This window comes from Candidatus Pelagibacter bacterium nBUS_36 (assembly GCF_051201215.1).
Lineage (GTDB): Bacteria > Pseudomonadota > Alphaproteobacteria > Pelagibacterales > Pelagibacteraceae > Pelagibacter.
Window position 1 is genome coordinate 1,324,641 of sequence record NZ_CP172839.1, and the last position, 20,403, is coordinate 1,345,043.

A 20,403-nucleotide genomic window follows, 5' to 3' on the forward strand; every position below is an offset into this window, starting at 1 on the left:
GAAATGAAAATTAAAAAAATTAAAAACTTAGATTTATTTGAAGAAAAAAACTTAAATGTCTTATTGAGAACTTTTCTAAGTAGTTTTTTAATAATTTCTTTTTTCTTTGTTGTGCCAATGGTTATAAATTTTGCAGATAAAAATTTCAAAACCAAAGAATTTACAAATAATTCAAAAAAAGTTTTGGCATATACACTTAATGGCAAGAGTGTAAATAAAAATTCAAATGAAATTATAAATGAAGACGATGTATTATTTGATATTTTCAGTTTAAATGATTTAGAGTCTGATACTGTAAGGTTAAGCGCATCAACTATAAAACAATTGTTTGAGGATACAGGTTATGATCTTAAAGACGTTAGAAAAAAAAAATTAGTTAAACCAGTTGCTTTAACTTTATTGCCTCAAGAAATTACGATGATTGAAGATACAAAAAAAAGAAAAGATTTTTTTATTCAGATAGTTTTGCCTTTAATTGTACAAGAAAATAACAATATTAGATTAGATAGAAAAACACTTTTTAATATTATTAACAAAAGCAACAATACTTCAGCAGAAAAAAAGTGGTTAGAAAAAAAATATAAACAATATGGAATAAATTCAAGAGATTTATCAACCTTAAAAATTAGAATGGATGAGATACCAGTATCATTAGCAATTGCCCAGGCAGCTAAAGAAACTGGATGGGGAACTTCAAGATTTGCCCAAGAGGGCAATGCTTTATTTGGTCAATGGACATGGTCGGGTGAGGGCTTAAAACCTAAAGACGCCGATGCAGGCGAAGGTCATAAAGTGATGAAATTTAACGTTCTCCAAGCGTCAGTTAGAGCCTATCAAAGAAACTTAAATACTCATTCTACTTATAAAGATTTTAGAAAAGCAAGAGCAGAATTTAGAGACGCAAATCTTCCTCTAGATAGCATTAAGCTCTCTGAATATTTAAACAAATATGCTGAGACAGGAAGTCAATATGTTGAAGTTTTGCAAAAAATAATTGTACAAAATAAATTAAAGGATTTTGATGATGCTAAATTGTTACCTTCAAGTATTGATTTAGAAAGTCTTATCTAGTTTTCTTTAATAGGAAATTGAACGCCAAACCATCGCCACTTACCATCATCATTAAGAGAACAATTTATTCTACCTCTTCTAGGCTTGAAAGAACCTCTAAATTTTATGGTTAAAACATTATTGTCAAAATTAGTATTAGATTTTTCCCATTTATTTAGTTCATTAGAATAACAATTAATATTTTTTATGTTGTCTTGCTCTTTAAAAAACATAACTTTAAAATTAGGAGGATTATTTTCTATTGTTAATTTTTTTTCAAGAGGAAGTAATTGTTCATATTCAAGAGGAAACGAATTTATAATTGAATTAAACCTTTTTAATTGCCCATACTTTTCATTAATTGGAAATCTAGGTAGTTCGAACTTATCTTTATTTAAATCAATTACACCAGAGTGTTGACCAAAAGCATAGTTAAAATTTTGAGCAATATAATCACTCATAAATTTTGAATATTCGCCAAAAGGATAAGAAAATAAATTTGGTATATACCCTAAATTTTTTAAAAATATTTCATTTGCTTTTTTTATATCTGATATAAAAAAATCATTATCATTATCAATAAGATATTCATGAGAATGAGAATGGTGTCCTATTATTGTAAATTTTTCAGCCTCTACTTCTTTGATTTGTTCCCAAGTCATGTATCCTTTTTTCCCAACTGGTTCTGTTGAAACAAATAAGACAAAAGGAATTTTATTTTTTTTTAAATATGGCCACGCTTCAAGGTAGAAAGATAAAAAGGCATCATCAATTGTTATGAGAATTTCTTTATTTGTTTTTGGTATATTAAAATTTTTCTCAAAATTTTTAGGATTAGAAAAAATATAATTAGAGTTTTTTATTATTTGCATTTGTTTTTTAAAAACATCCATCTGAATGTTTGTAGAAGGATATTTATGTTCATTAAAACGGTGGTACATTAATGATAATATACCCTCGTCACCAGAATAGTATTTGATATTATTTTCATCTGAAATAGAATTTGTAATTATAAATAAAATAAAAATGAATAAACTTATTATAGATGCTGCTAATGAAAAAATTTTTTTAATGATCATTACTAATGCTAGTATTTATAATATTACACATGATAATACTAAAATTAATTATGAAAAATTAACTATAATTATTAATGATTTTCTCTTATCAAAAAATCTTAAAATAGCTGATATTGGTATAATTTACATCAATATAGGTCTAGCAAGCTTTGCTGGTATAAGAAATTCAATGTCGGTTGTTAAAGCCTTTAATGTTGCAAAAAATATTGATTATTACTGTTATAATTTACATGATTTTAAAGATGAAAAAAATTTGAGTTATGAAAGAATCCCTGATTTATGTAAAAAATATAAAATTAAAAAAAATTTGATTAATCCTATTTATATAAGTTAAAATTGAATATGTCAGAAACTATTGAAGAAAAATGTTTGTCAAAGGGCGTGAAGTTAACTGATCAACGCAAGGTAATTGCTCAAGTAATGTCTCAATCATCTGATCATCCTGATGTAGATGAATTATATAACAGAGTTTCTAAAATTGATCCAAAGATAAGTATTGCAACAGTTTACAGAACTGTAAAATTATTTGAAGAGTCAGGAATATTAGCTAAGCATGAATTCAAGGGTGGAAAAGCAAGATATGAAGAATTAAATGAAGGTCATCATGATCATTTAATAGATATCAAGTCAGGTGAAATTATTGAATTTGTGGATGAAGAAATAGAAAAACTTCAAAAAAAAGTAGCAGAAAAATATGGTTATAAATTAGTAGACCATAAGCTTGAATTGTATGGGATAAAGAAAAAGCCCTAACAGATGAAACAAAAAATTTTTATCAAAACATTTGGCTGTCAGATGAATGAGTATGACTCGAACAGAATATATGACTCTGTAAAAAAAATTGGATACGAAAAAACACAAAATTATGAGGAAGCAAGTTGTTATTTATTAAACACATGTCACATACGAGACAAAGCAAAAGAAAAAGTTTATCATGAAATTGGAAGAGTTAAAAAAATTTTTAGATCAAAAAAAAAGCCATTAGTAATAATTGCTGGATGTGTTGCTCAAGCAGAAAATCAAGAAATGCTCAAAAGAGAACCTTACATTGATCTTGTTATTGGACCCCAAGCATATCATAAAATTAATGATACAATTTTAAATCATATTAAAAAAAATAAAAAAACTGAAGAAACAGAATTTGATGCGATTTCTAAATTTGAATATTTTAATAAAATTAAAAATAATTCTGGAAACATTTCTTCATTTTTAACAATCCAAGAAGGTTGTAATAAGTTCTGTCATTTTTGCGTAGTACCGTACACAAGAGGCCCAGAATATTCTAGACCATTTAAACAAATTTTAGATGAGGCTAAATATTTGGTAGACTCAGGTTCTCAAGAAATAATTTTGCTTGGACAAAATGTAAATGCTTATAATAATGAAAAATATAGATTATCAGATTTAATATTAGAGATTGAAAAATTTTCTGAAATTAAAAGGATTAGATATACGACATCTCATCCAAAAGACATGTCTAATGATTTAATTGAAGTTTACAAAAGTTCAAAAAAACTTATGCCGTTAGTTCATTTACCGGTTCAAAGTGGATCTAATAAAGTTTTAGGTCTTATGAATAGAAAACACACTATTAGTGATTATTATAAAATATATGATGAATTAAGGGAAATTAACTCAAATATAAAATTTTCTAGTGATTTTATAATAGGTTATCCAGGTGAAGAAGAAGAAGATTTTAAAGCTACCTTAGAACTTATTAAAAAGATTAAATTTATCAATTCTTATTCTTTTATTTTTAGTCCAAGACCAGGAACAGTTGCGGCAGATTTGAATTTAATAGATAAAAAAATTTCAATGGAAAGATTAGAACAAATTCAAAGTCAATTATATGATAATCAGATGCTTATGAATCAATCATTAGAAAATAAAACAATTAATGTTTTAGTTGAGAATTTAACAGAAGATAAAACACAAGTTTTTGGCCGATCAGAATATATGACATCAGTAATTTTTAATGGTAAAAAAGAGGATGTTGGAAAAATTGTGCCAGTGAAAATTATTAAAAGTAATCGGAGTAGCTTATTTGGTGAAAGAGTTTTTCGCGCTAATCAAAAGGTAGCATAAAAATTGAACAGTTTAACTAATAAAAATAGCGACACATCATTAAAATTTGTTTATTCGGATAATAATTCCTTAAGTGTTATTTTTCATGACAATGAACTTCTGATTGGTGTTGTAGGTGAATTCAATAAAAATTTAAAAGAATTGGAAAAAATTACTGAAACAAATTTATACTCCAGAGGTAATTCTATTTTAATTAAATCTAATCCTGAAAAGAATGAAGTAGTTAAAAATGCTATTAAATTTTTAGCTAATCAATTTATTAATAATGGCAATATAGAAAATAAAGATATACTTTCTTCAGTAGATAATTTTATGATTAATGAAAAAGTTAAAAATAATAATGTTACAGATATAATTAAGACTCCAAAAAAATCTATTATTCCAAGATCAGAAAAACAAAAAGATTATGTAAGAGCATTGAGACAAAGTGATATAATAATTTCAGCTGGTCCAGCTGGAACTGGAAAAACATTTTTAGCTGTAGCTGTAGGTCTAACAATGTTGTTAGAAAAAAAAATTGAAAGAATAATTTTATCTAGACCAGCTGTTGAGGCAGGAGAAAGGCTAGGTTTTTTACCTGGTGACATGAAAGAAAAAGTAGATCCTTATTTAAGACCATTATACGACTCTTTATATGATCTTTTTGACTTTGAAAAAATTCAAAGAATGATTGAAATTGGTGATATTGAAATTGCACCACTTGCCTTTATGAGAGGAAGAACTTTGAAAAATTCATTTGCAATTTTAGATGAATCTCAGAATGCGACTGATACTCAAATTAAAATGTTTTTAACTAGAATTGGAGAAAATTCTAAAATCGTTGTTAATGGTGATCCAACTCAGATTGATTTACCCAATAAAAATATGTCAGGGTTAGTTAGATCAAAAGAATTATTAGGTCATCTTAATGAAATATCGGTAGTTGATTTTGACCATTCAGACGTGGTTAGACATCCACTTGTATCTAAAATAGTTAAAGCCTACTCAAAAAATGATTAATATTGAAGTTTTCTCAGAAGAGAAAGCTTGGTCAAAAAAACTAAAAAAAAAAGAGCTTTTTTTTAGAGAAATTTGCAATCTGTTTCCAAGAAAATATCGATTTCCTAGTAAGAAAATTACCCTTACCTTACTTCTTTCTAATAATAGATGTATCAAAAAGTTAAATAAAAACTTTAGAAATAAAAATAAGTCTACAGATATTCTGTCATTCCCTTTAGCAAAAAAAACATTGATATCTAAAAAAACTTATATTGGAGATATTATAATTAGTTATAATTTCATGAATAAACCTAGATCACAAAACATTAAAAATTTTAAAGAAAAAGTAATTAAAACTTTTATACATGGATTTCTTCATTTACTAGGTTTTGACCATATCAAAGATAAAGATTTTAAAAGAATGCTTAGTGAGGAAGAAAAGATATATAAATCAGTAATTTCAAAGATTAATTAGATTGATAAAAAAAAATTACATTGAAATAGTTTTTTTAGTTACTTTAGGTGCGGCATCATCTTTAAGTTTGCCTCCCTACAACTATTTAATAATAAATTTTTTTACCTTTAGTTCATTTTTTATATTTCTGTTTAAAAAATCTAAAATTACCCAAAATAAGAAAAATTTCTTTTTTTATGGATGGTTATTTGGATTTGGTTATTTTTTATCGAACTTATATTGGATATCGATATCTTTAACATTTGATCAAAATTTTAAATTTTTAATTCCTATAACCATCATTTTAATACCTTCTTTTTTAGGAATTTTTTATGGATTAGCTACTTTCTGTTTTATAATTTCAAAACCAAAAAAATTATTAAGTTCTTTTTTTGTTTTTTCGTTATTTCTTGGTGTTTTAGAATTTATAAGAGGCTCAATTTTAACTGGTTTTCCTTGGAACCTGATAGCTTATAGTTTTGTTACTCATTCAGAAATATTAGGTATTACCTCATTAATAGGAACTTACGGATTTAATTTAATTTGCATTTCGTTGTTTACTAGCCCTGCAATTTTTATTTTAAAAGAAACAAAAAAAGACATAGGGGTATGTATTATCTTTTTTATTTTACCATTTTTATTTTATCTGTACGGATCATTTTATAAAGAAAAATTTAATTCTTTAGACGTTGTATCTTATGAATATAAAATAAGAGCTGTAGGCTCAAACATTGGTCTTGATAGATTTTATTCTAATGTTGATCCAGTTTCTGTAATAAATGATTTAATCAATATAAGCGATCCAAAAGAAGATGAAAAAATTATCTTTGTTTGGCCTGAAGGAATTCTTCCCGATATTTCTCAAAAAGAATTAGTTGAATATAAATGGTTATTTGAGGAGATTTTTAATAAAAATCATTTATTGTTTATTGGTATAAATAATCAAACAACAAATAAAGAAAATATTAATTATTTCAATTCCTTGTCAATTTATGATCATAATTTAGAATTATTAGATCATTATAATAAAATTAATTTAGTCCCATTCGGTGAATTTTTACCTTTTGAAAATATTTTAAAATCATTTGGCTTAAGTGTAATTACAAATAATTATCAATCATTTTCAAAAGGAAAGGGTAGAAAAATTATAGAGATAAAAAGAGATGATTTTTCTTTAAAGATATTACCATTAATTTGTTACGAAATTATTTATTCAGGAGAAATATTTAAAAACCAAGGTTTTGATTTAATTGTAAATATTTCTGAAGATGGATGGTTTGGTAAATCAATAGGACCCAAACAACACTTTGCACATAGTATTTTTAGAGCAGTTGAAAGTGGTAAATATATATTACGTTCATCAAATAATGGTATTGCAGCTATTATTAATCCTCTAGGGATCGTAGAACAAAAGGTTGAATACGGTAAATCAGGTTATGTTGATCTTAAAGAAGTCAAAAAAATACAACCAACATTATTTTCTAAATATGGAAATAAAATTTTTATAACATTAATTTTACTATATATTTTTATGATATTTTCATTTAATAGATTTAAAAAATGAGTAATTTAAAAAATTTTCTTTTCACAAGCGAGTCAGTATCTGAAGGCCACCCAGATAAAGTTTCAGATAGAATTTCAGATATGGTGGTTGATAGCTATCTTACTGGAGACCCTTTCTCAAGAGTTGCATGTGAAACACTTACAACAACTAACAAAGTAATTTTAGCGGGAGAAGTTAGAGGGCCTGAAATTAAACAAGATGAATTAATTGAAAAAGTTAGAAATTGTATAAAAGATATTGGATATGACCAAGAGGGATTTACTTGGCGAGAAGCAACAAAAATAGAAAGTCATCTTCATTCACAATCTGCTGATATTGCAATGGGTGTGGACTCATCTGGAAATAAAGATGAAGGAGCTGGAGATCAAGGTATTATGTTTGGTTATGCTTGTAATGAAACAGACGTTTTAATGCCAGCACCTATTCATTACTCTCATAAAATTTTAAGATTAATGGCAGAAGATAGAAAGTCAGGAAAGTTAGAAAATATTGAACCAGATAGTAAAAGCCAAGTTACTTTTGAATATGTAAATGGCAAACCTACCAAAGTAAAATCTGTAGTAATATCTTCTCAGCACTCTAAGGATGTTAATCAAGCACAAGTTAGAGATTTATTGAGACCTTATATGTTACAATCTATTCCATCAAATTTTCTTGAAGGTTTTAATGAAGATGAGTTTTATGTAAATCCCACAGGCAATTTTGTTATTGGAGGTCCAGATGGGGATTGTGGATTAACAGGAAGAAAAATTATAGTAGATACGTACGGTGGTGCAGCGCCTCATGGTGGCGGAGCTTTTTCTGGTAAAGATCCTACAAAAGTAGATAGATCTGCAGCTTATGCAGCAAGATACATTGCAAAAAATGTTGTTGCTTCAAAAGTTGCTGATAAGTGTTTAATCCAATTAGCTTATGCAATTGGCGTTTCTAAACCATTATCAATTTATGTTGATTTATTTGATAACGATTTAGATAAAAATAAATTTGTTGTAGATTCAATAAATAAAAATTTTGATTTAAGTCCTCGAGGAATTAGAGAGATGTTAAATTTAAATAAACCGATATACGAAAAAACAGCTGCCTACGGCCACTTTGGAAGAACACCAGACGATAACGGTTCATTTTCATGGGAAAAAACTGATAAAACAGGGAATTTTTCTAAATAGTTTCTGTTGAATTAAAAAAAAACTTTACTATATTGCTCTTACATTATTGAATTTACAAAATGGGCATGTGCCCATTTTTTTTTGGAGCAAACTAAAACATGTTAAATAAAAGAGCAGATAAATTAGAATTATTAAGAATTGCTGAAGCAGTAGCTTTAGAAAAATCTATCGACAAAGAGCTTATTATTAGTTCTATGGAAACCGGCATTGCAAAAGCCGCTAAATCTAAATTTGGTCAAGAAAATGAAATTAAAGTTTCAATTAATAGAGACAATGGTGACATTGAAATTTTTAGAAAATTGATCGTTGCTGAAAATCCTGAGAATTCTAATATAGAAATTAAACTTGAAGATGCCATTAATTTAAATGAGACAAATAAAGATAAAACAGTTGGTGATGAAATATTACAACCTTTACCTTCGTTTGATTTTGGAAGAATTGCAGCTCAAACTGCTAAACAAGTAATTAGCTTTAATGTAAGAGAAGCTGAAAGAGAAAGACAATATAATGATTTTATTGATAAAAAAGATTCAATTTTGAGTGGTATTGTTAAAAGATTAGAATTTGGAAATGTGATTGCTGATCTTGGAAGAACAGAGGCAATTATTCAAAAAAATGAAATGATACCAAGAGAAAATATAAAAGCTGGTGATCGAATAAAAGCATATTGTTATGATGTTAGAAGAGAACCAAGAGGTCAACAAATATTCTTATCAAGAGCGCATCCTAAGTTTATGGAAAAGCTTTTTGTACAAGAAGTTCCTGAAATTTATGATGGCTTGATAGAAATTAAGTCTTCTTCAAGAGACCCAGGAAGTCGAGCAAAAATTTGTGTCAAAGCAGTTGATACTTCTCTTGATCCAGTTGGTGCTTGTGTTGGTATGAGAGGTTCTAGAGTTCAGGCTGTTGTTAATGAGTTACAAGGTGAAAAAATTGATATTGTGAATTGGTCTGAAGATCCAGCAATTTTAGTTTCAAATGCCTTGTCACCAGCAGAAGTTCAGAGAGTTAATGTAGACACAGAAAGAAAAAAACTAGACGTAATTCTTACTGAAGAAAATTTAAGTAAAGCGATTGGTAGAAGAGGTCAAAATGTTAGGCTTGCAACTAAGTTATTAAATTATGAAATAAATATAATGACTGATGCCGAAGACTCAGAAAGAAGACAATCTGAATTTAAAGAAAAAACAGAAAACTTTGTTAAGAATTTAGAATTAGATGAAACACTAGGTCAATTACTTGTGGCGGAAGGATTTTCATCAATAGATGACATTAAAGACACTACAGCAGAAAGCTTGATGAAAATAGAAGGTATCGAAGAAGATACTGCAAAAGCTCTTATAGAAAGAGCAAAAGAGTTTTATCAAAAAGACCAAGAAGATATTTCTCAAAGAATAAAAGAATTAGGTCTTCAAGATATTTTAATAAATCTAAAAGGACTAACACCTGGTATGTTAATGACTTTAGGTGAACAAAAAATTCTTACATTGGAGGATTTTGCCGACTTAGCATCAGATGAACTAACAGGTGGATACGATATTGTAAAAGGCGAAAGAGTAAAAATTCAAGGTTATCTTGAAGATTTTGCTTTATCAAAAGAAGAAGCAGATGAATTGATTATGTCTGCGAGAAATATTGTCTACAAAGATTGAGTGATGAGCCATGGAAAAAAAAACAAAACTAACAATATCTGGCACAGCCAAAAAATCATTCAAAAATATTGAGATTGCAAAAACTCAAGGAAAAAACTCTGTAGTAATCGAAAAACAATCAAATAAATTTCCAAGTAGAGGTGGATCGCCAAGACCTGGAGGTTTTAAACCAAAAACCACCTCAACTTCTAACAAAGGCGCTGCCGTAAAACCATCATTTGTACCTAAATCACCAGTAGTAACAAACGATTTTGAGCGAAGAAAACTTGCTGAACAAAGAGCAACAAAAAGACTTAAAGGGGACGAAAACAAAGATAAGAAAACATTAAAAGCTGGAACTAAAAAAAGAGAATTAAAATTAACAGTTTCAAGAGCTTTGAGTGATGAAATTGAGGCAAAAGAAAGAAGTTTAGCTTCTGTTAAGAGAGCAAGACAAAAAGAAAGTAAAAACTTAACCAAGGAAGAGGCTCAAGAAAGTTTAAAACCAGTAAAACGAGATGTAAATATTCCAGAAGCTATTACAGTGAGAGAGCTTGCAAATAGAATGGCCGAACAATCAAGCAACGTAATTAAATTTTTATTTGGAATGGGTGTTACTGTAACTATTAACCAAACATTAGCAGCTGACACTGCTGAGTACTTAGTAAAAGAGTTTGGGCACAATCCAATAAGAGAAGAAAAAGCTGAAGAAATAATTCAAAAGATAAAAGCTACTAGAGTAGAAAATTTAAAAAATAGACCCCCGATCGTAACTGTAATGGGACATGTAGATCATGGTAAAACTTCAGTTCTAGATGTTTTAAGAAGTGCAAATGTTGTGTCAGGAGAATTTGGTGGGATTACCCAGCATATTGGAGCTTATCAAATAGAAAGCCAATCTAACAAATTAACTTTTATTGATACTCCTGGTCATGCAGCATTTACTGAAATGAGAGCAAGAGGTTCAAAATTAACTGATGTAGTGGTTTTAGTTGTTGCTGCAGATGATGGCGTAAAACCACAAACAGTAGAATCTATTAAACATGCAAAGGCTGCGAATGTTCCAATAGTTGTAGCAATCAACAAATGTGATTTACCTGATGCAGACCCACAAAAAATTAAAAACCAATTATTAGAACATGAATTGATAGCAGAGGATTTATCTGGCGATACTTTAATGGTTGAAATTTCCGCAACAACAAAATTAAATCTAGATAAGTTGGTTGAAGCAATAATTCTTCAAGCTGAAATATTAGACTTGAAAACTGATTTTGAATCTAAAGCTACAGGAATTGTGCTCGAGTCCAAAATAGATGTTGGTAGAGGGCCTGTCGCCACAATTATAGTAACTACTGGAACCTTAAAAAAAGGTGATTTTTTTGTAAGTGGTCTGCGATGGGGGAAAGTTAGAGCGATAATTGATGATAAAGGAAAAAATATCAATGAAGCACTTCCATCAACACCAGTTGAGATTTTAGGAATTAATGGTGCAGCAAAATCAGGTGATGATTTTATTGTGGTTGATAATGAAAAAGAAGCAAAAACTTTAAGTGAAAATAGAGCACAAGAAAGCAAGGATACAAAAAATCCTTTATCATTTGCAACTCAAGACTCTGCTTTTTCAGATCAGTCAGCAAAAGAATTAAATTTGATTATTAAGTCTGACGTTCATGGATCATCTGAAGCAATCAAAAATGCAATTAATCAGATTAAACATGATGAAGTTAAACCAAAAATAATTCTAGCAGATATTGGAATGGTAACAGAAACAGATGTTACATTAGCAAAAGCTTCAAATGCAGTTCTAATAGCGTTTAATGTTAAACCTAGCAAGGAAGCAAAAAAATTAGCAGAAAATGAGAAAATTAAAATCTCATCATATAATATTATCTATGAAGTTTTGGATTATATTAAAAAAAGAATGTCAGGGCTGTTGTCTCCAGATATTCAGGAAACAGTTACTGGAACAGCTCAAATTTTAGAAATATTCAAAGTCTCTGGAGCTGGAAAAGTAGCAGGATCAAAAGTGATGGAGGGTGAAATTTCTACTGCTTCAGATGTAAGAATAATTAGAGACGGAGCTATTATTTATACTGGCAAAGTTGGAACTCTTTTTAGAGAAAAAAACCAAGTAAAACAGGTAAATAACGGCCAAGAATGTGGAATTACAGTAAAAGACTATATGGATTTCCAAAAAAACGACACAATAGAAGCGTTTAGTGTAACATCCACTGAGAGAATGATTTAATGACTGATAGAATTGGTAAACCAATATCACAAAGACAGCTAAGAGTGGGAGAAATGATTAAGCAGTCTTTAAGCATGATTTTTATAAAAAATGAGGCTAAGGTCCCGAATTTAGAAACTAAGACTATAACGGTTACCGAGGTAAGAATGAGCCAAGATTTGAAAATTGCTAAAGCGTACGTACTTCCACTTGGAGGAAAGAATGCAGAAGAAGCAATTAAAGTTTTAAAAGAATACTCATTTTTAATAAGAAAAATTTTATCACAAAAGGTGGTTATGAAATTTTTACCAAAATTACTCTTTAGAAAAGACGAATCGTTTGAGTATGCGGAAAAAATAGAAAACTTAATAAAACAAACAAATAAATAGGAAAAAAGAGGCATGAATAAAAAGGCACAAGAATTAGCAATGCACGAAAAAGATACTGGATCTTCAGAGGTTCAGATTGCTTTGCTAACAGAGAAAATAGAAACTCTCTCTTCACATATAAAACAATTCAAAAAAGATAAACATTCATCTGTTGGATTGTTGAGAGCGGTAAATAGAAGAAAAAAATTGTTAGAATACTTAAAAAATACAAAAATGGATTCTTACAAAAATGTACTGTCGAAATTGGGTTTAAGAAAATAAAGATCAAGATAGATAGAACGGAATGGAACGAAACGAACGAAACGAAATGGAAATGAAATGTTTAAAGTACACAAGAAAGAAATAGAAGTAGCAGGAAAGAAGATAAGTTTAGAAACAGGTAAAGTAGCAAGACAGGCAGACGGAGCAATCATCGCTTCATGTGGTGAAACAGTTATTTTAGCAACAGTAGTAGGAGCAAAAAAAGTTAATCCTGATATGGATTATTTTCCTCTATCTGTAAATTATCAAGAAAAGTATTATGCGGGTGGAAAAATTCCAGGTGGATTTTTTAAGAGGGAAGCAAGACCAACTGAAAGTGAACAATTAATATCAAGATTAATTGATAGACCTATCAGACCTTTGTTTCCTGGTGAATTTAAAAATGAAGTGCAGTTGTTACCAACAGTAATTTCATATGATAAAGAAAATCAACCAGACATCTTAGCAATCACAGCATCATCAGCAGCATTAGCAATCTCAGGAATGCCATTTATGGGCCCTGTAGGAGCATCTAGAGTTGGGTATGTTGATGGTAAGTATATTCTTAACCCATCAAAAGCTGAATTAGAAAACTCGAGTTTAGATTTAGTTGTAGCAGGTACTAAAGATGCAGTGCTAATGGTTGAGTCAGAAACGTCAGGCTTATCTGAAGAAATAATGTTAGCTGCAGTTAAATTTGGTCATGAAGGCTTTGTTCCAGTAATCGAAATGATTGAGGAGTTAGCAAAAGAATGTAGAAAGCCGGAATGGACTGTTGAGAAAAAGGATTTATCTGAAGTTAAGCAAAAACTTGAGAGTGAATTTACTGAAGATTTAACTAAAGCTTTTGGGACAATAGATAAGCAAGATAGATCAAATCAAATTTCAGAAATATCTGAAAAAGCTAAGCAGCTTTTTGCTGATAATGAAAATTACTCTGATTTTAATGTTAATGATGAGTTAAAAAATCTTGAAAAGAAAATTGTTAGAACTGATATCCTTAAAAACAAAAAAAGAATTGACGGCAGAGGTTTAGCTGATGTTAGAGCTATTGAGTGTGAAGTTGGTGTTTTACCAAGAACTCATGGTTCAGCATTGTTTACTAGAGGAGAAACACAAGCAATTGTTGTTACTACTTTGGGTACTTCTGATGATGAACAAAGAATAGAAAGTTTAGATGGACAGTCTAGAGAAAGATTTATGCTTCATTACAATTTTCCTCCTTTTTCAGTTGGTGAAACAGGAAGAATTGGAACGGGAAGACGTGAAGTTGGTCATGGAAAATTAGCATGGAGAGCAATCAATTCTTCACTACCTTCAAAAGAGGCGTTTCCATACACTTTTAGAATAGTATCAGAGATCACAGAATCTAATGGCTCTTCTTCAATGGCTACTGTCTGTGGAGCATCTCTAGCATTAATGGATGCTGGTGTTCCAATTAAAGAGCCAGTTGCAGGTATTGCAATGGGTTTAATTAAAGAAGGTGATGATTTTAGTGTCCTATCAGATATTCTAGGTGATGAAGATCACTTAGGAGACATGGACTTTAAAGTTGCTGGAACTAAAGATGGAATTACTTCACTTCAAATGGATATCAAAATTACTGGTATTACTTTTGAAATCATGGAGCAGGCTTTAAAACAAGCTAAAGATGGAAGAGTTCATATCTTAGGTGAAATGAATAAAGCTTTAAGTGAATCAAGAGCTGATGTTGGACAACACACTCCAAAAATGGAACAGATTACAGTTGATAAAAAAGATATTGCTGCTGTGATTGGAAAAGGTGGTGCAACGATCAGAGAGATTGTTGAAAAATCAGGTGCAAAAGTTGATGTAAATGATGAAGGGGTTGTTACAGTTGCTGCTCCTGATGAAGAGTCTAGAAACATCGCTATGCAGTTTATTAAAGACATCACTGCAAAAGCTGAACTGAATAAAATTTATTCAGGTAAAGTTATGAAGATTATGGAATTTGGTGCATTTGTTAATTTCTTAGGAAAACAAGATGGACTTGTTCATATTTCAGAACTAGCAGACAAAAGAGTTGCTAAAGTAACTGACGTTGTCAAAGAAGGTGACGAAGTTAAAGTTAAAGTGATTGGTTTCGATAGAGGTAAAGTTAAACTTTCTATGAAACAAGCTTCTGAATAATAGCTTAAATAAAAATTCTAAACCCCTTGAATGAAAATTTGAGGGGTTTTTTTTGACAGATTTAGTTTTACTAAAATAATCCTATTACCTGAGATATATATCTGCCTGGAAGTAGGGTGAAAATTCCAGCAACAGTTAAACCTATTAAGTTTCCAACCATAAAACTTTTGTGAAGTTTAACATTACCTTTCCTTAAGAAATAAATTCCAAGAGTTATGGTAACTAAAACATAAATACTTAGTAAATGTATCACGCTATAATATCCTTCATTTATTTCCTTAATCCAAAAAGATGACAGTGCCACATAAAACATTAATAATACCCAAATCCAACCTACAATTTTATGTGTTTGAGTTCCTTTTTGTGAGATTAAATTTTTTATTCCAAAACCAATTGCAATAACTGCAATTAATAAATGTGAGACAATAACAATCATATTTAACTATATTTTAAGAAATATTCTTAGGGTCTGGCATCCCAACCTTGTTATATCCAGCATCTACGTAGTGAATTTCACCAGTAACACCGTTTGCAAGGTCACTTAAAAGATATAATGCTGAATTACCAACATCATGGATATCTACGTTTCTTTTAAGGAAAGAATGATCTTCATTCCATTTATATAAGAATTTTGCATCTCCTATAGCAGAAGCAGCCAACGTTTTAATAGGACCTGCACTAATGGCATTTACTCTCATACCTTTAGCACCCAAATCTCTAGCTAAGTACTTAACACTAGCTTCAAGAGCTGATTTACAAACACCCATTACATTATAATTTGGTATAGCTTTAGTAGACTCGTAAGTTAAAGTTAACATACTACCACCTTCTTTCATTATTTTAGACGCTTCTTTTGCAACTTCTGTAAATGAAAAACATGAAATAAGCATACTTCTTAAAAAGTTTTCTCTAGTAGTATTTAAATACTCACCTGACAATTCTGATTTATCTGAAAATGCTACTGCATGAACTACAAAATCGATTTGTCCCCACTGAGATTTAATATCTTCAAATAATTTTACGACTTCATCTTTATTTTCAACATCACAACTAAATGTAACATTTGAGTTTAATTTTTCTGCTAAAGGAATTACTCTTTTCTTTAAAGCATCACCAAGATAAGTGAATGCTAGCTCAGCACCAGCTTCAGCAAGTTTTTGTGAAATTCCCCAAGCGATAGATCTTTCATTGGCAACACCCATGATTAATCCTTTTTTGCCTTTCATCAAACTCATAATTTAAACCTTTTCAAAAATTAAAGCAGCGTTAGTTCCACCAAAACCAAAACTGTTAGACATAACTGTGTTTAAAGTTACACCTGTCTCTGTTTTGGTTACAATTGGAAATTTTTTAGCCTCATCATCCATATCCACAATGTTTGCAGATCCAGTAATGAAACTATTTTTCATCATTATTAAACAATAGATTGCTTCATGAACTGAAGCAGCACCTAGTGGATGACCAGATAGTGATTTAGTTGAACTTATCTTTGGAACATTAGCTCCAAAAGTTTCTCCAACACCTCTTAGTTCAGTAATATCTCCTACTGGAGTAGAAGTTCCATGAGTATTTATATAATCAATTTTATTTTTAGCTGTTGCAAGAGCCATTTTCATACATCTCACTGCCCCTTCACCAGATGGAGCCACCATATCGTAACCATCTGACGTTGCTCCATAACCTGTTAATTCCGCGTATATTTGAGCACCTCTAGCTTTAGCATGTTCGTATTCTTCAAGCACTAGCACTCCACCACCTCCAGCAATTACAAAACCATCTCTAGTTTTGTCATAAGCTCGTGAAGCTTTTTCTGGTGTATCATTATATTTTGAAGACAAGGCTGTCATTGCATCAAACATAGCAGTCATTGCCCAGTGTAGCTCTTCACTTCCACCTGCAAAAACAACATCTTGTTTACCCATTTGAATTAATTCACTAGCATGACCAATACAGTGACCACTAGTTGCGCATGCCGAGCTCATTGTATAGTTCACACCTTTTATTTTAAACGGTACGGCAAGTGTAGCTGATGATGTGCTTGCCATTGTTCTTGGAACAACAAATGGCCCCATAAGTTTTGGAGTTTTTGCTCTGGTTTTATCGACTGATAAAACTACATTTTCAATTGAAGGTCCACCAGAACCCATTACGATTCCAGTTTTAATATTACTCACGTCTTTTTCTTCAAGACCAGAGTCTGCAATAGCTTCTTTCATTGCAATATAGTTATAAGCTGAACCAGATCCCATAAATCTAATTGTTTTTCTATCAACGTGGTCAGAAAGATTTATATTTGGTTTGCCATGTATATGACTTCTTAAATTATGTTCTTTATATTCTTCACTAAATGAAATTCCTGATTTTGAATTTAATAAAGATTGATGAACTTCTTCTTGATTATTACCTAAACAAGATACAATTCCTAAACCTGTAACAACAACTCTTCTCATTATTTAAATAACCCCACTTTTAAACTTTCTGCTGAATATATTTTTTTGTCATCTGCAAGCACAATTCCATTAGCAAGACCAACAGTAGTTCCTCCTGGAGACATAATTTTTTTCATATCAATTTCATACCTTACGTTTTTAACATTTTGTAAAACTTCACCTGTAAATTTTACTGTGCCAACTCCAAGAGCTCTACCTTTTCCAGGGTTACCAAGCCACCCAAGATAAAAACCAACTAGCTGCCACATTGCATCAAGACCTAGACATCCTGGCATTACCGGGTCTCCCTTAAAGTGACAATCAAAAAACCATAGATCGTCTTTGATGTCTAATTCAGCCTTTAAAGAACCTTTATTGTAAGATCCATTATTATCATTGATTTCGGTAATTCTATCAAACATAAGCATTGGGGGAAGTGGTAATTTAGCGTTTCCAGGGCCAAAAAGCTCACCATTTCCACATGTTATGAGATCATCGTAAGAATAAGAATTTTTTTTCATAAAATTTGAAGACCCTTAATACTTGATTTAATGATAATATAATATAATAAATAGTATAATTTTAATATCAGTTTAGAATTATTATAAACAATTATGAAAAAAGACTGCAATTTTATCAATAAATTAAGAGAAATTGGACTAAGACCCACAAAACAAAGAGTTAAAATTTGTGAATTGCTGTTTTTAAGGGATAAAACCTTCCATTTTACAATTAATGATCTTGTTAAAAAAATTTCAGATGAGATGAATGAAAAAATATCTCTAGCTACAGTTTATAATACGGTTCATGCTTTTCAAAAAAAAGGTCATTTAAAAGAAATAGCGATAAATTCAGATAAAACTTATTATGACACCAACACTTCAATTCACCATCATTTTTATGATGAGGATACTCACGAGCTAATCGATTGTGATGAGAATGATATTGATTCTATTAATTTGAAAAAAGATATTCCTGGAAAACAAATAAAATCTGTAGAAGTTTTGATTAAAGTTGCGAGTGATAATCAAAATCAAAATTAACTCAATTAAATCAGATATTTAAGTTCTACATTATAATTATTCTAAACTGTTGACTTTAAATTTAGAATCATTATATGTTTCTAATCACTAAATTAAGGAGAATAAAATGTCATTAAAAGGAACTAAGACAAAGGAAAATCTAGAAGCGGCATTTGCTGGTGAAAGCCAAGCAAACAGAAGATATCTTTATTTTGCTCAAAAAGCAGACATCGAAGGATATAATGATGTTGCATCAGTATTTAGATCAACAGCAGAAGGTGAAACAGGTCACGCGCATGGACACTTAGAATATCTAGAAGAAGTAGGTGACCCAGCTACTGGTTTACCAATTGGTGAAACTAAAGCTAATCTAGCTTCAGCAGTACAAGGTGAAACACATGAGTATACAGACATGTACCCAGGTATGGCAAAGACTGCTAGAGAAGAAGGTTTTGAGGAAATCGCAGATTGGTTTGAAACTTTAGCAAAAGCTGAAAAATCTCACGCTGGTAAATTCCAAAAAACTTTAGAATCTATTAGTTAATAAATTTTTTTAGTGGGCATTAATGTGCCCACTAAATATTCAATAAAATTTCAAAAAAATTATGAGCAAAGAAGGTAGTTTAGACGCCCCTATAAGGCATCCAATAGATTTTGAACATCCTGATTTTTTAAATCCTGAAAAATTAGATGCTGAAATGAGAAGAGCGTTTGATATTTGCCATGGTTGCAGAAGATGTTTTAACTTATGTGACTCGTTTCCAAAGTTATTTGATATGATCGATGAGTCAGAAAATGAGGATGTTGAAAGTTTAAAAAGTGAACAATTTGAACCTGTTGTGGATGCATGTACCTTGTGTGACATGTGTTTTATGACTAAATGTCCATACGTACCTCCCCATGATTTTGATTTAGATTTTCCTCACTTAATGTTGAGGTACAGAACAGCTCAAAAAAAATTGGGAAAATTACCAGGTGTACCATCACAATTAGCTCAAATAGACAGAAATGCAAAAATTGGTGTCATGTTTTCAAAATTAGTTAACTGGGTATCTAGTATTAAAAATAAATTGCTAAGAAAAATTTTAGAAATTGTTACAGGGATTGATAAAAGAGTCCAATTACCAAAATATAATTCAGAAACATTTTCAAACTTCTTTAAAAGAAATAAAGATAAAATAAATTTTGAAACTCTAAACAAGGATAGGAAAGTTGTAATTTATACAACTTGTTTTGTTAATTTTAATAAAAAAAATACAGGGGTTGCGGCTTTAAAAGTTTTAAAAAAGAATGGAGTTGAGGTTCAAGAGGCTTACCCAGGATGTTGTGGAATGCCTTTTTTAGAGCAAGCAGATCTACCTAGGGTGGTTGAACAAGCAAAAAAAGTATCTAAGGATTTATTAGAATGGGTTGATAAAGGGTATAAAGTAATAACTTTAACAGCAAGCTGTGGGCTTATGCTAAAATTTGAATGGCCTCTACTTTTGCCAAATGAAGAGAGTGTAATTAGGCTATCTAAAAATGTTATGGATATTGACGAATATATTGTTGATATCTCAAACAAAGAAGGATTAGTCGAGGGGTTAGAAGAAATTGATGGAGGTGTAACTGTTCATCATGCTTGTCATGCAAGAGCACAGAACATGGGCGTTAAAGCAAGGGACATGTTAAAATTAATACCTAATATTAAAATTGATGTTGTGGAAAAGTGTGCAGGACATGGAGGTACATTTGGTGTTATGAAAGGCACACATGATTTAGCAAAAAAAGTGGGTAGACCTGCCGCGAGACAAATCAAAACAAAAAATAACAAATATATGGCATCAGATTGCCCTCTAGCTGGAAAACATTTAAAGCAATTAGAAATTGATACAAATATTTCAAATGATGAGGCACTACACCCTATCGAATTAATGGCAAAAAGTTATAAATTGTGAT

21 protein-coding genes are annotated in these 20,403 nt (G+C 30.2%); 16 read left to right on the forward strand and 5 right to left on the reverse strand.

The features are described from left to right. Positions 1 to 3 precede the first annotated feature (3 nt). Complete coding sequence (locus ACIJYI_RS07175) at positions 4 to 1,071, forward strand: glucosaminidase domain-containing protein (RefSeq protein ID WP_435114062.1); 1,068 nt, start codon at positions 4 to 6, stop codon at positions 1,069 to 1,071. Here ACIJYI_RS07175 and ACIJYI_RS07180 read toward each other — a convergent pair. Then, positions 1,068 to 1,991 carry a polysaccharide deacetylase family protein gene (locus ACIJYI_RS07180; RefSeq protein ID WP_435114063.1) on the reverse strand — a complete coding sequence of 308 codons (924 nt, stop codon included), beginning with the start codon at positions 1,989 to 1,991 and terminating at the stop codon, positions 1,068 to 1,070. The genes ACIJYI_RS07175 and ACIJYI_RS07180 overlap by 4 nt on opposite strands. 85 nt (positions 1,992 to 2,076) lie before the next feature. Between ACIJYI_RS07180 and ACIJYI_RS07185 the strand changes: the two genes are divergently transcribed. The 12 genes from ACIJYI_RS07185 (at position 2,077) to pnp (ending at position 15,014) form a co-directional block, all read left to right on the forward strand. Next, positions 2,077 to 2,463 carry a peptidase M22 gene (locus tag ACIJYI_RS07185; protein WP_435114064.1) on the forward strand — a complete coding sequence of 129 codons (387 nt, stop codon included), beginning with the start codon at positions 2,077 to 2,079 and terminating at the stop codon, positions 2,461 to 2,463. An 8-nt stretch (positions 2,464 to 2,471) separates the two neighbouring features. After that, a complete protein-coding gene (locus tag ACIJYI_RS07190; RefSeq protein WP_435114065.1) occupies positions 2,472 to 2,882 on the forward strand; it encodes a Fur family transcriptional regulator in 411 nt (136 codons plus the stop codon). A 3-nt stretch (positions 2,883 to 2,885) separates the two neighbouring features. After that, positions 2,886 to 4,214 carry a tRNA (N6-isopentenyl adenosine(37)-C2)-methylthiotransferase MiaB gene (miaB, locus tag ACIJYI_RS07195; protein ID WP_435114066.1) on the forward strand — a complete coding sequence of 443 codons (1,329 nt, stop codon included), beginning with the start codon at positions 2,886 to 2,888 and terminating at the stop codon, positions 4,212 to 4,214. 3 nt (positions 4,215 to 4,217) lie between these two features. Further along, positions 4,218 to 5,213: a PhoH family protein gene (locus ACIJYI_RS07200; protein ID WP_435114067.1), complete on the forward strand. Its 996-nt coding sequence runs from the start codon at positions 4,218 to 4,220 to the stop codon at positions 5,211 to 5,213. Further along, positions 5,206 to 5,667 carry an rRNA maturation RNase YbeY gene (ybeY, locus tag ACIJYI_RS07205; protein WP_435114068.1) on the forward strand — a complete coding sequence of 154 codons (462 nt, stop codon included), beginning with the start codon at positions 5,206 to 5,208 and terminating at the stop codon, positions 5,665 to 5,667. The genes ACIJYI_RS07200 and ybeY overlap by 8 nt, the downstream gene beginning before the upstream one ends. A gap of 1 nt (position 5,668) precedes the next feature. Further along, positions 5,669 to 7,210: an apolipoprotein N-acyltransferase gene (gene lnt / locus ACIJYI_RS07210; RefSeq protein WP_435114069.1), complete on the forward strand. Its 1,542-nt coding sequence runs from the start codon at positions 5,669 to 5,671 to the stop codon at positions 7,208 to 7,210. Continuing rightward, positions 7,207 to 8,376, forward strand: a complete 1,170-nt coding sequence (gene metK, locus ACIJYI_RS07215) for a methionine adenosyltransferase (RefSeq protein ID WP_435114070.1) — start codon at positions 7,207 to 7,209, stop codon at positions 8,374 to 8,376. The genes lnt and metK overlap by 4 nt, the downstream gene beginning before the upstream one ends. 98 nt (positions 8,377 to 8,474) lie before the next feature. Next, the gene (gene nusA, locus ACIJYI_RS07220; protein ID WP_435114071.1) at positions 8,475 to 10,028 is read left to right on the forward strand and encodes a transcription termination factor NusA; all 1,554 of its coding nucleotides are present in this window, start codon (positions 8,475 to 8,477) and stop codon (positions 10,026 to 10,028) included. 10 nt (positions 10,029 to 10,038) lie between these two features. Beyond that, the gene (infB, locus tag ACIJYI_RS07225; RefSeq protein ID WP_435114072.1) at positions 10,039 to 12,255 is read left to right on the forward strand and encodes a translation initiation factor IF-2; all 2,217 of its coding nucleotides are present in this window, start codon (positions 10,039 to 10,041) and stop codon (positions 12,253 to 12,255) included. Then, positions 12,255 to 12,623 carry a 30S ribosome-binding factor RbfA gene (gene rbfA / locus ACIJYI_RS07230; RefSeq protein WP_435114073.1) on the forward strand — a complete coding sequence of 123 codons (369 nt, stop codon included), beginning with the start codon at positions 12,255 to 12,257 and terminating at the stop codon, positions 12,621 to 12,623. Before infB ends, rbfA begins: the two co-directional genes overlap by 1 nt. A gap of 12 nt (positions 12,624 to 12,635) precedes the next feature. Beyond that, positions 12,636 to 12,884 carry a 30S ribosomal protein S15 gene (gene rpsO, locus ACIJYI_RS07235; protein WP_271555542.1) on the forward strand — a complete coding sequence of 83 codons (249 nt, stop codon included), beginning with the start codon at positions 12,636 to 12,638 and terminating at the stop codon, positions 12,882 to 12,884. Positions 12,885 to 12,941: 57 nt separating this feature from the next. Further along, positions 12,942 to 15,014 (forward strand): polyribonucleotide nucleotidyltransferase, encoded by a 2,073-nt coding sequence (gene pnp, locus ACIJYI_RS07240; RefSeq protein ID WP_435114074.1) that lies wholly within the window; start codon positions 12,942 to 12,944, stop codon positions 15,012 to 15,014. A 70-nt stretch (positions 15,015 to 15,084) separates the two neighbouring features. Here pnp and ACIJYI_RS07245 read toward each other — a convergent pair whose 3' ends face one another. Genes ACIJYI_RS07245 through fabA form a run of 4 tightly spaced genes read right to left on the reverse strand, consistent with a single transcriptional unit; the run spans position 15,085 to position 17,964 of the window. Further along, entirely contained in the window at positions 15,085 to 15,450 is a 366-nt protein-coding gene (locus tag ACIJYI_RS07245; protein WP_435114076.1) for a DUF2306 domain-containing protein, read from the reverse strand. A gap of 13 nt (positions 15,451 to 15,463) precedes the next feature. After that, positions 15,464 to 16,249 (reverse strand): enoyl-ACP reductase FabI, encoded by a 786-nt coding sequence (locus tag ACIJYI_RS07250; RefSeq protein ID WP_435114077.1) that lies wholly within the window; start codon positions 16,247 to 16,249, stop codon positions 15,464 to 15,466. A gap of 3 nt (positions 16,250 to 16,252) precedes the next feature. Then, positions 16,253 to 17,464: a beta-ketoacyl-ACP synthase I gene (gene fabB, locus ACIJYI_RS07255; RefSeq protein WP_435114078.1), complete on the reverse strand. Its 1,212-nt coding sequence runs from the start codon at positions 17,462 to 17,464 to the stop codon at positions 16,253 to 16,255. After that, positions 17,464 to 17,964, reverse strand: coding sequence for a bifunctional 3-hydroxydecanoyl-ACP dehydratase/trans-2-decenoyl-ACP isomerase (gene fabA / locus ACIJYI_RS07260; protein WP_435114079.1), 501 nt, complete (start codon positions 17,962 to 17,964; stop codon positions 17,464 to 17,466). Before fabA ends, fabB begins: the two co-directional genes overlap by 1 nt. 93 nt (positions 17,965 to 18,057) lie before the next feature. Between fabA and ACIJYI_RS07265 the strand changes: the two genes are divergently transcribed. From ACIJYI_RS07265 to ACIJYI_RS07275, 3 genes are all read left to right on the forward strand, one after another. After that, entirely contained in the window at positions 18,058 to 18,486 is a 429-nt protein-coding gene (locus tag ACIJYI_RS07265; protein WP_435114080.1) for a Fur family transcriptional regulator, read from the forward strand. Positions 18,487 to 18,592: 106 nt separating this feature from the next. Then, positions 18,593 to 19,009 (forward strand): rubrerythrin family protein, encoded by a 417-nt coding sequence (locus ACIJYI_RS07270; protein WP_023649160.1) that lies wholly within the window; start codon positions 18,593 to 18,595, stop codon positions 19,007 to 19,009. 61 nt (positions 19,010 to 19,070) lie between these two features. Beyond that, a complete protein-coding gene (locus ACIJYI_RS07275; protein WP_435114081.1) occupies positions 19,071 to 20,402 on the forward strand; it encodes a (Fe-S)-binding protein in 1,332 nt (443 codons plus the stop codon). Position 20,403 lies beyond the last annotated feature (1 nt).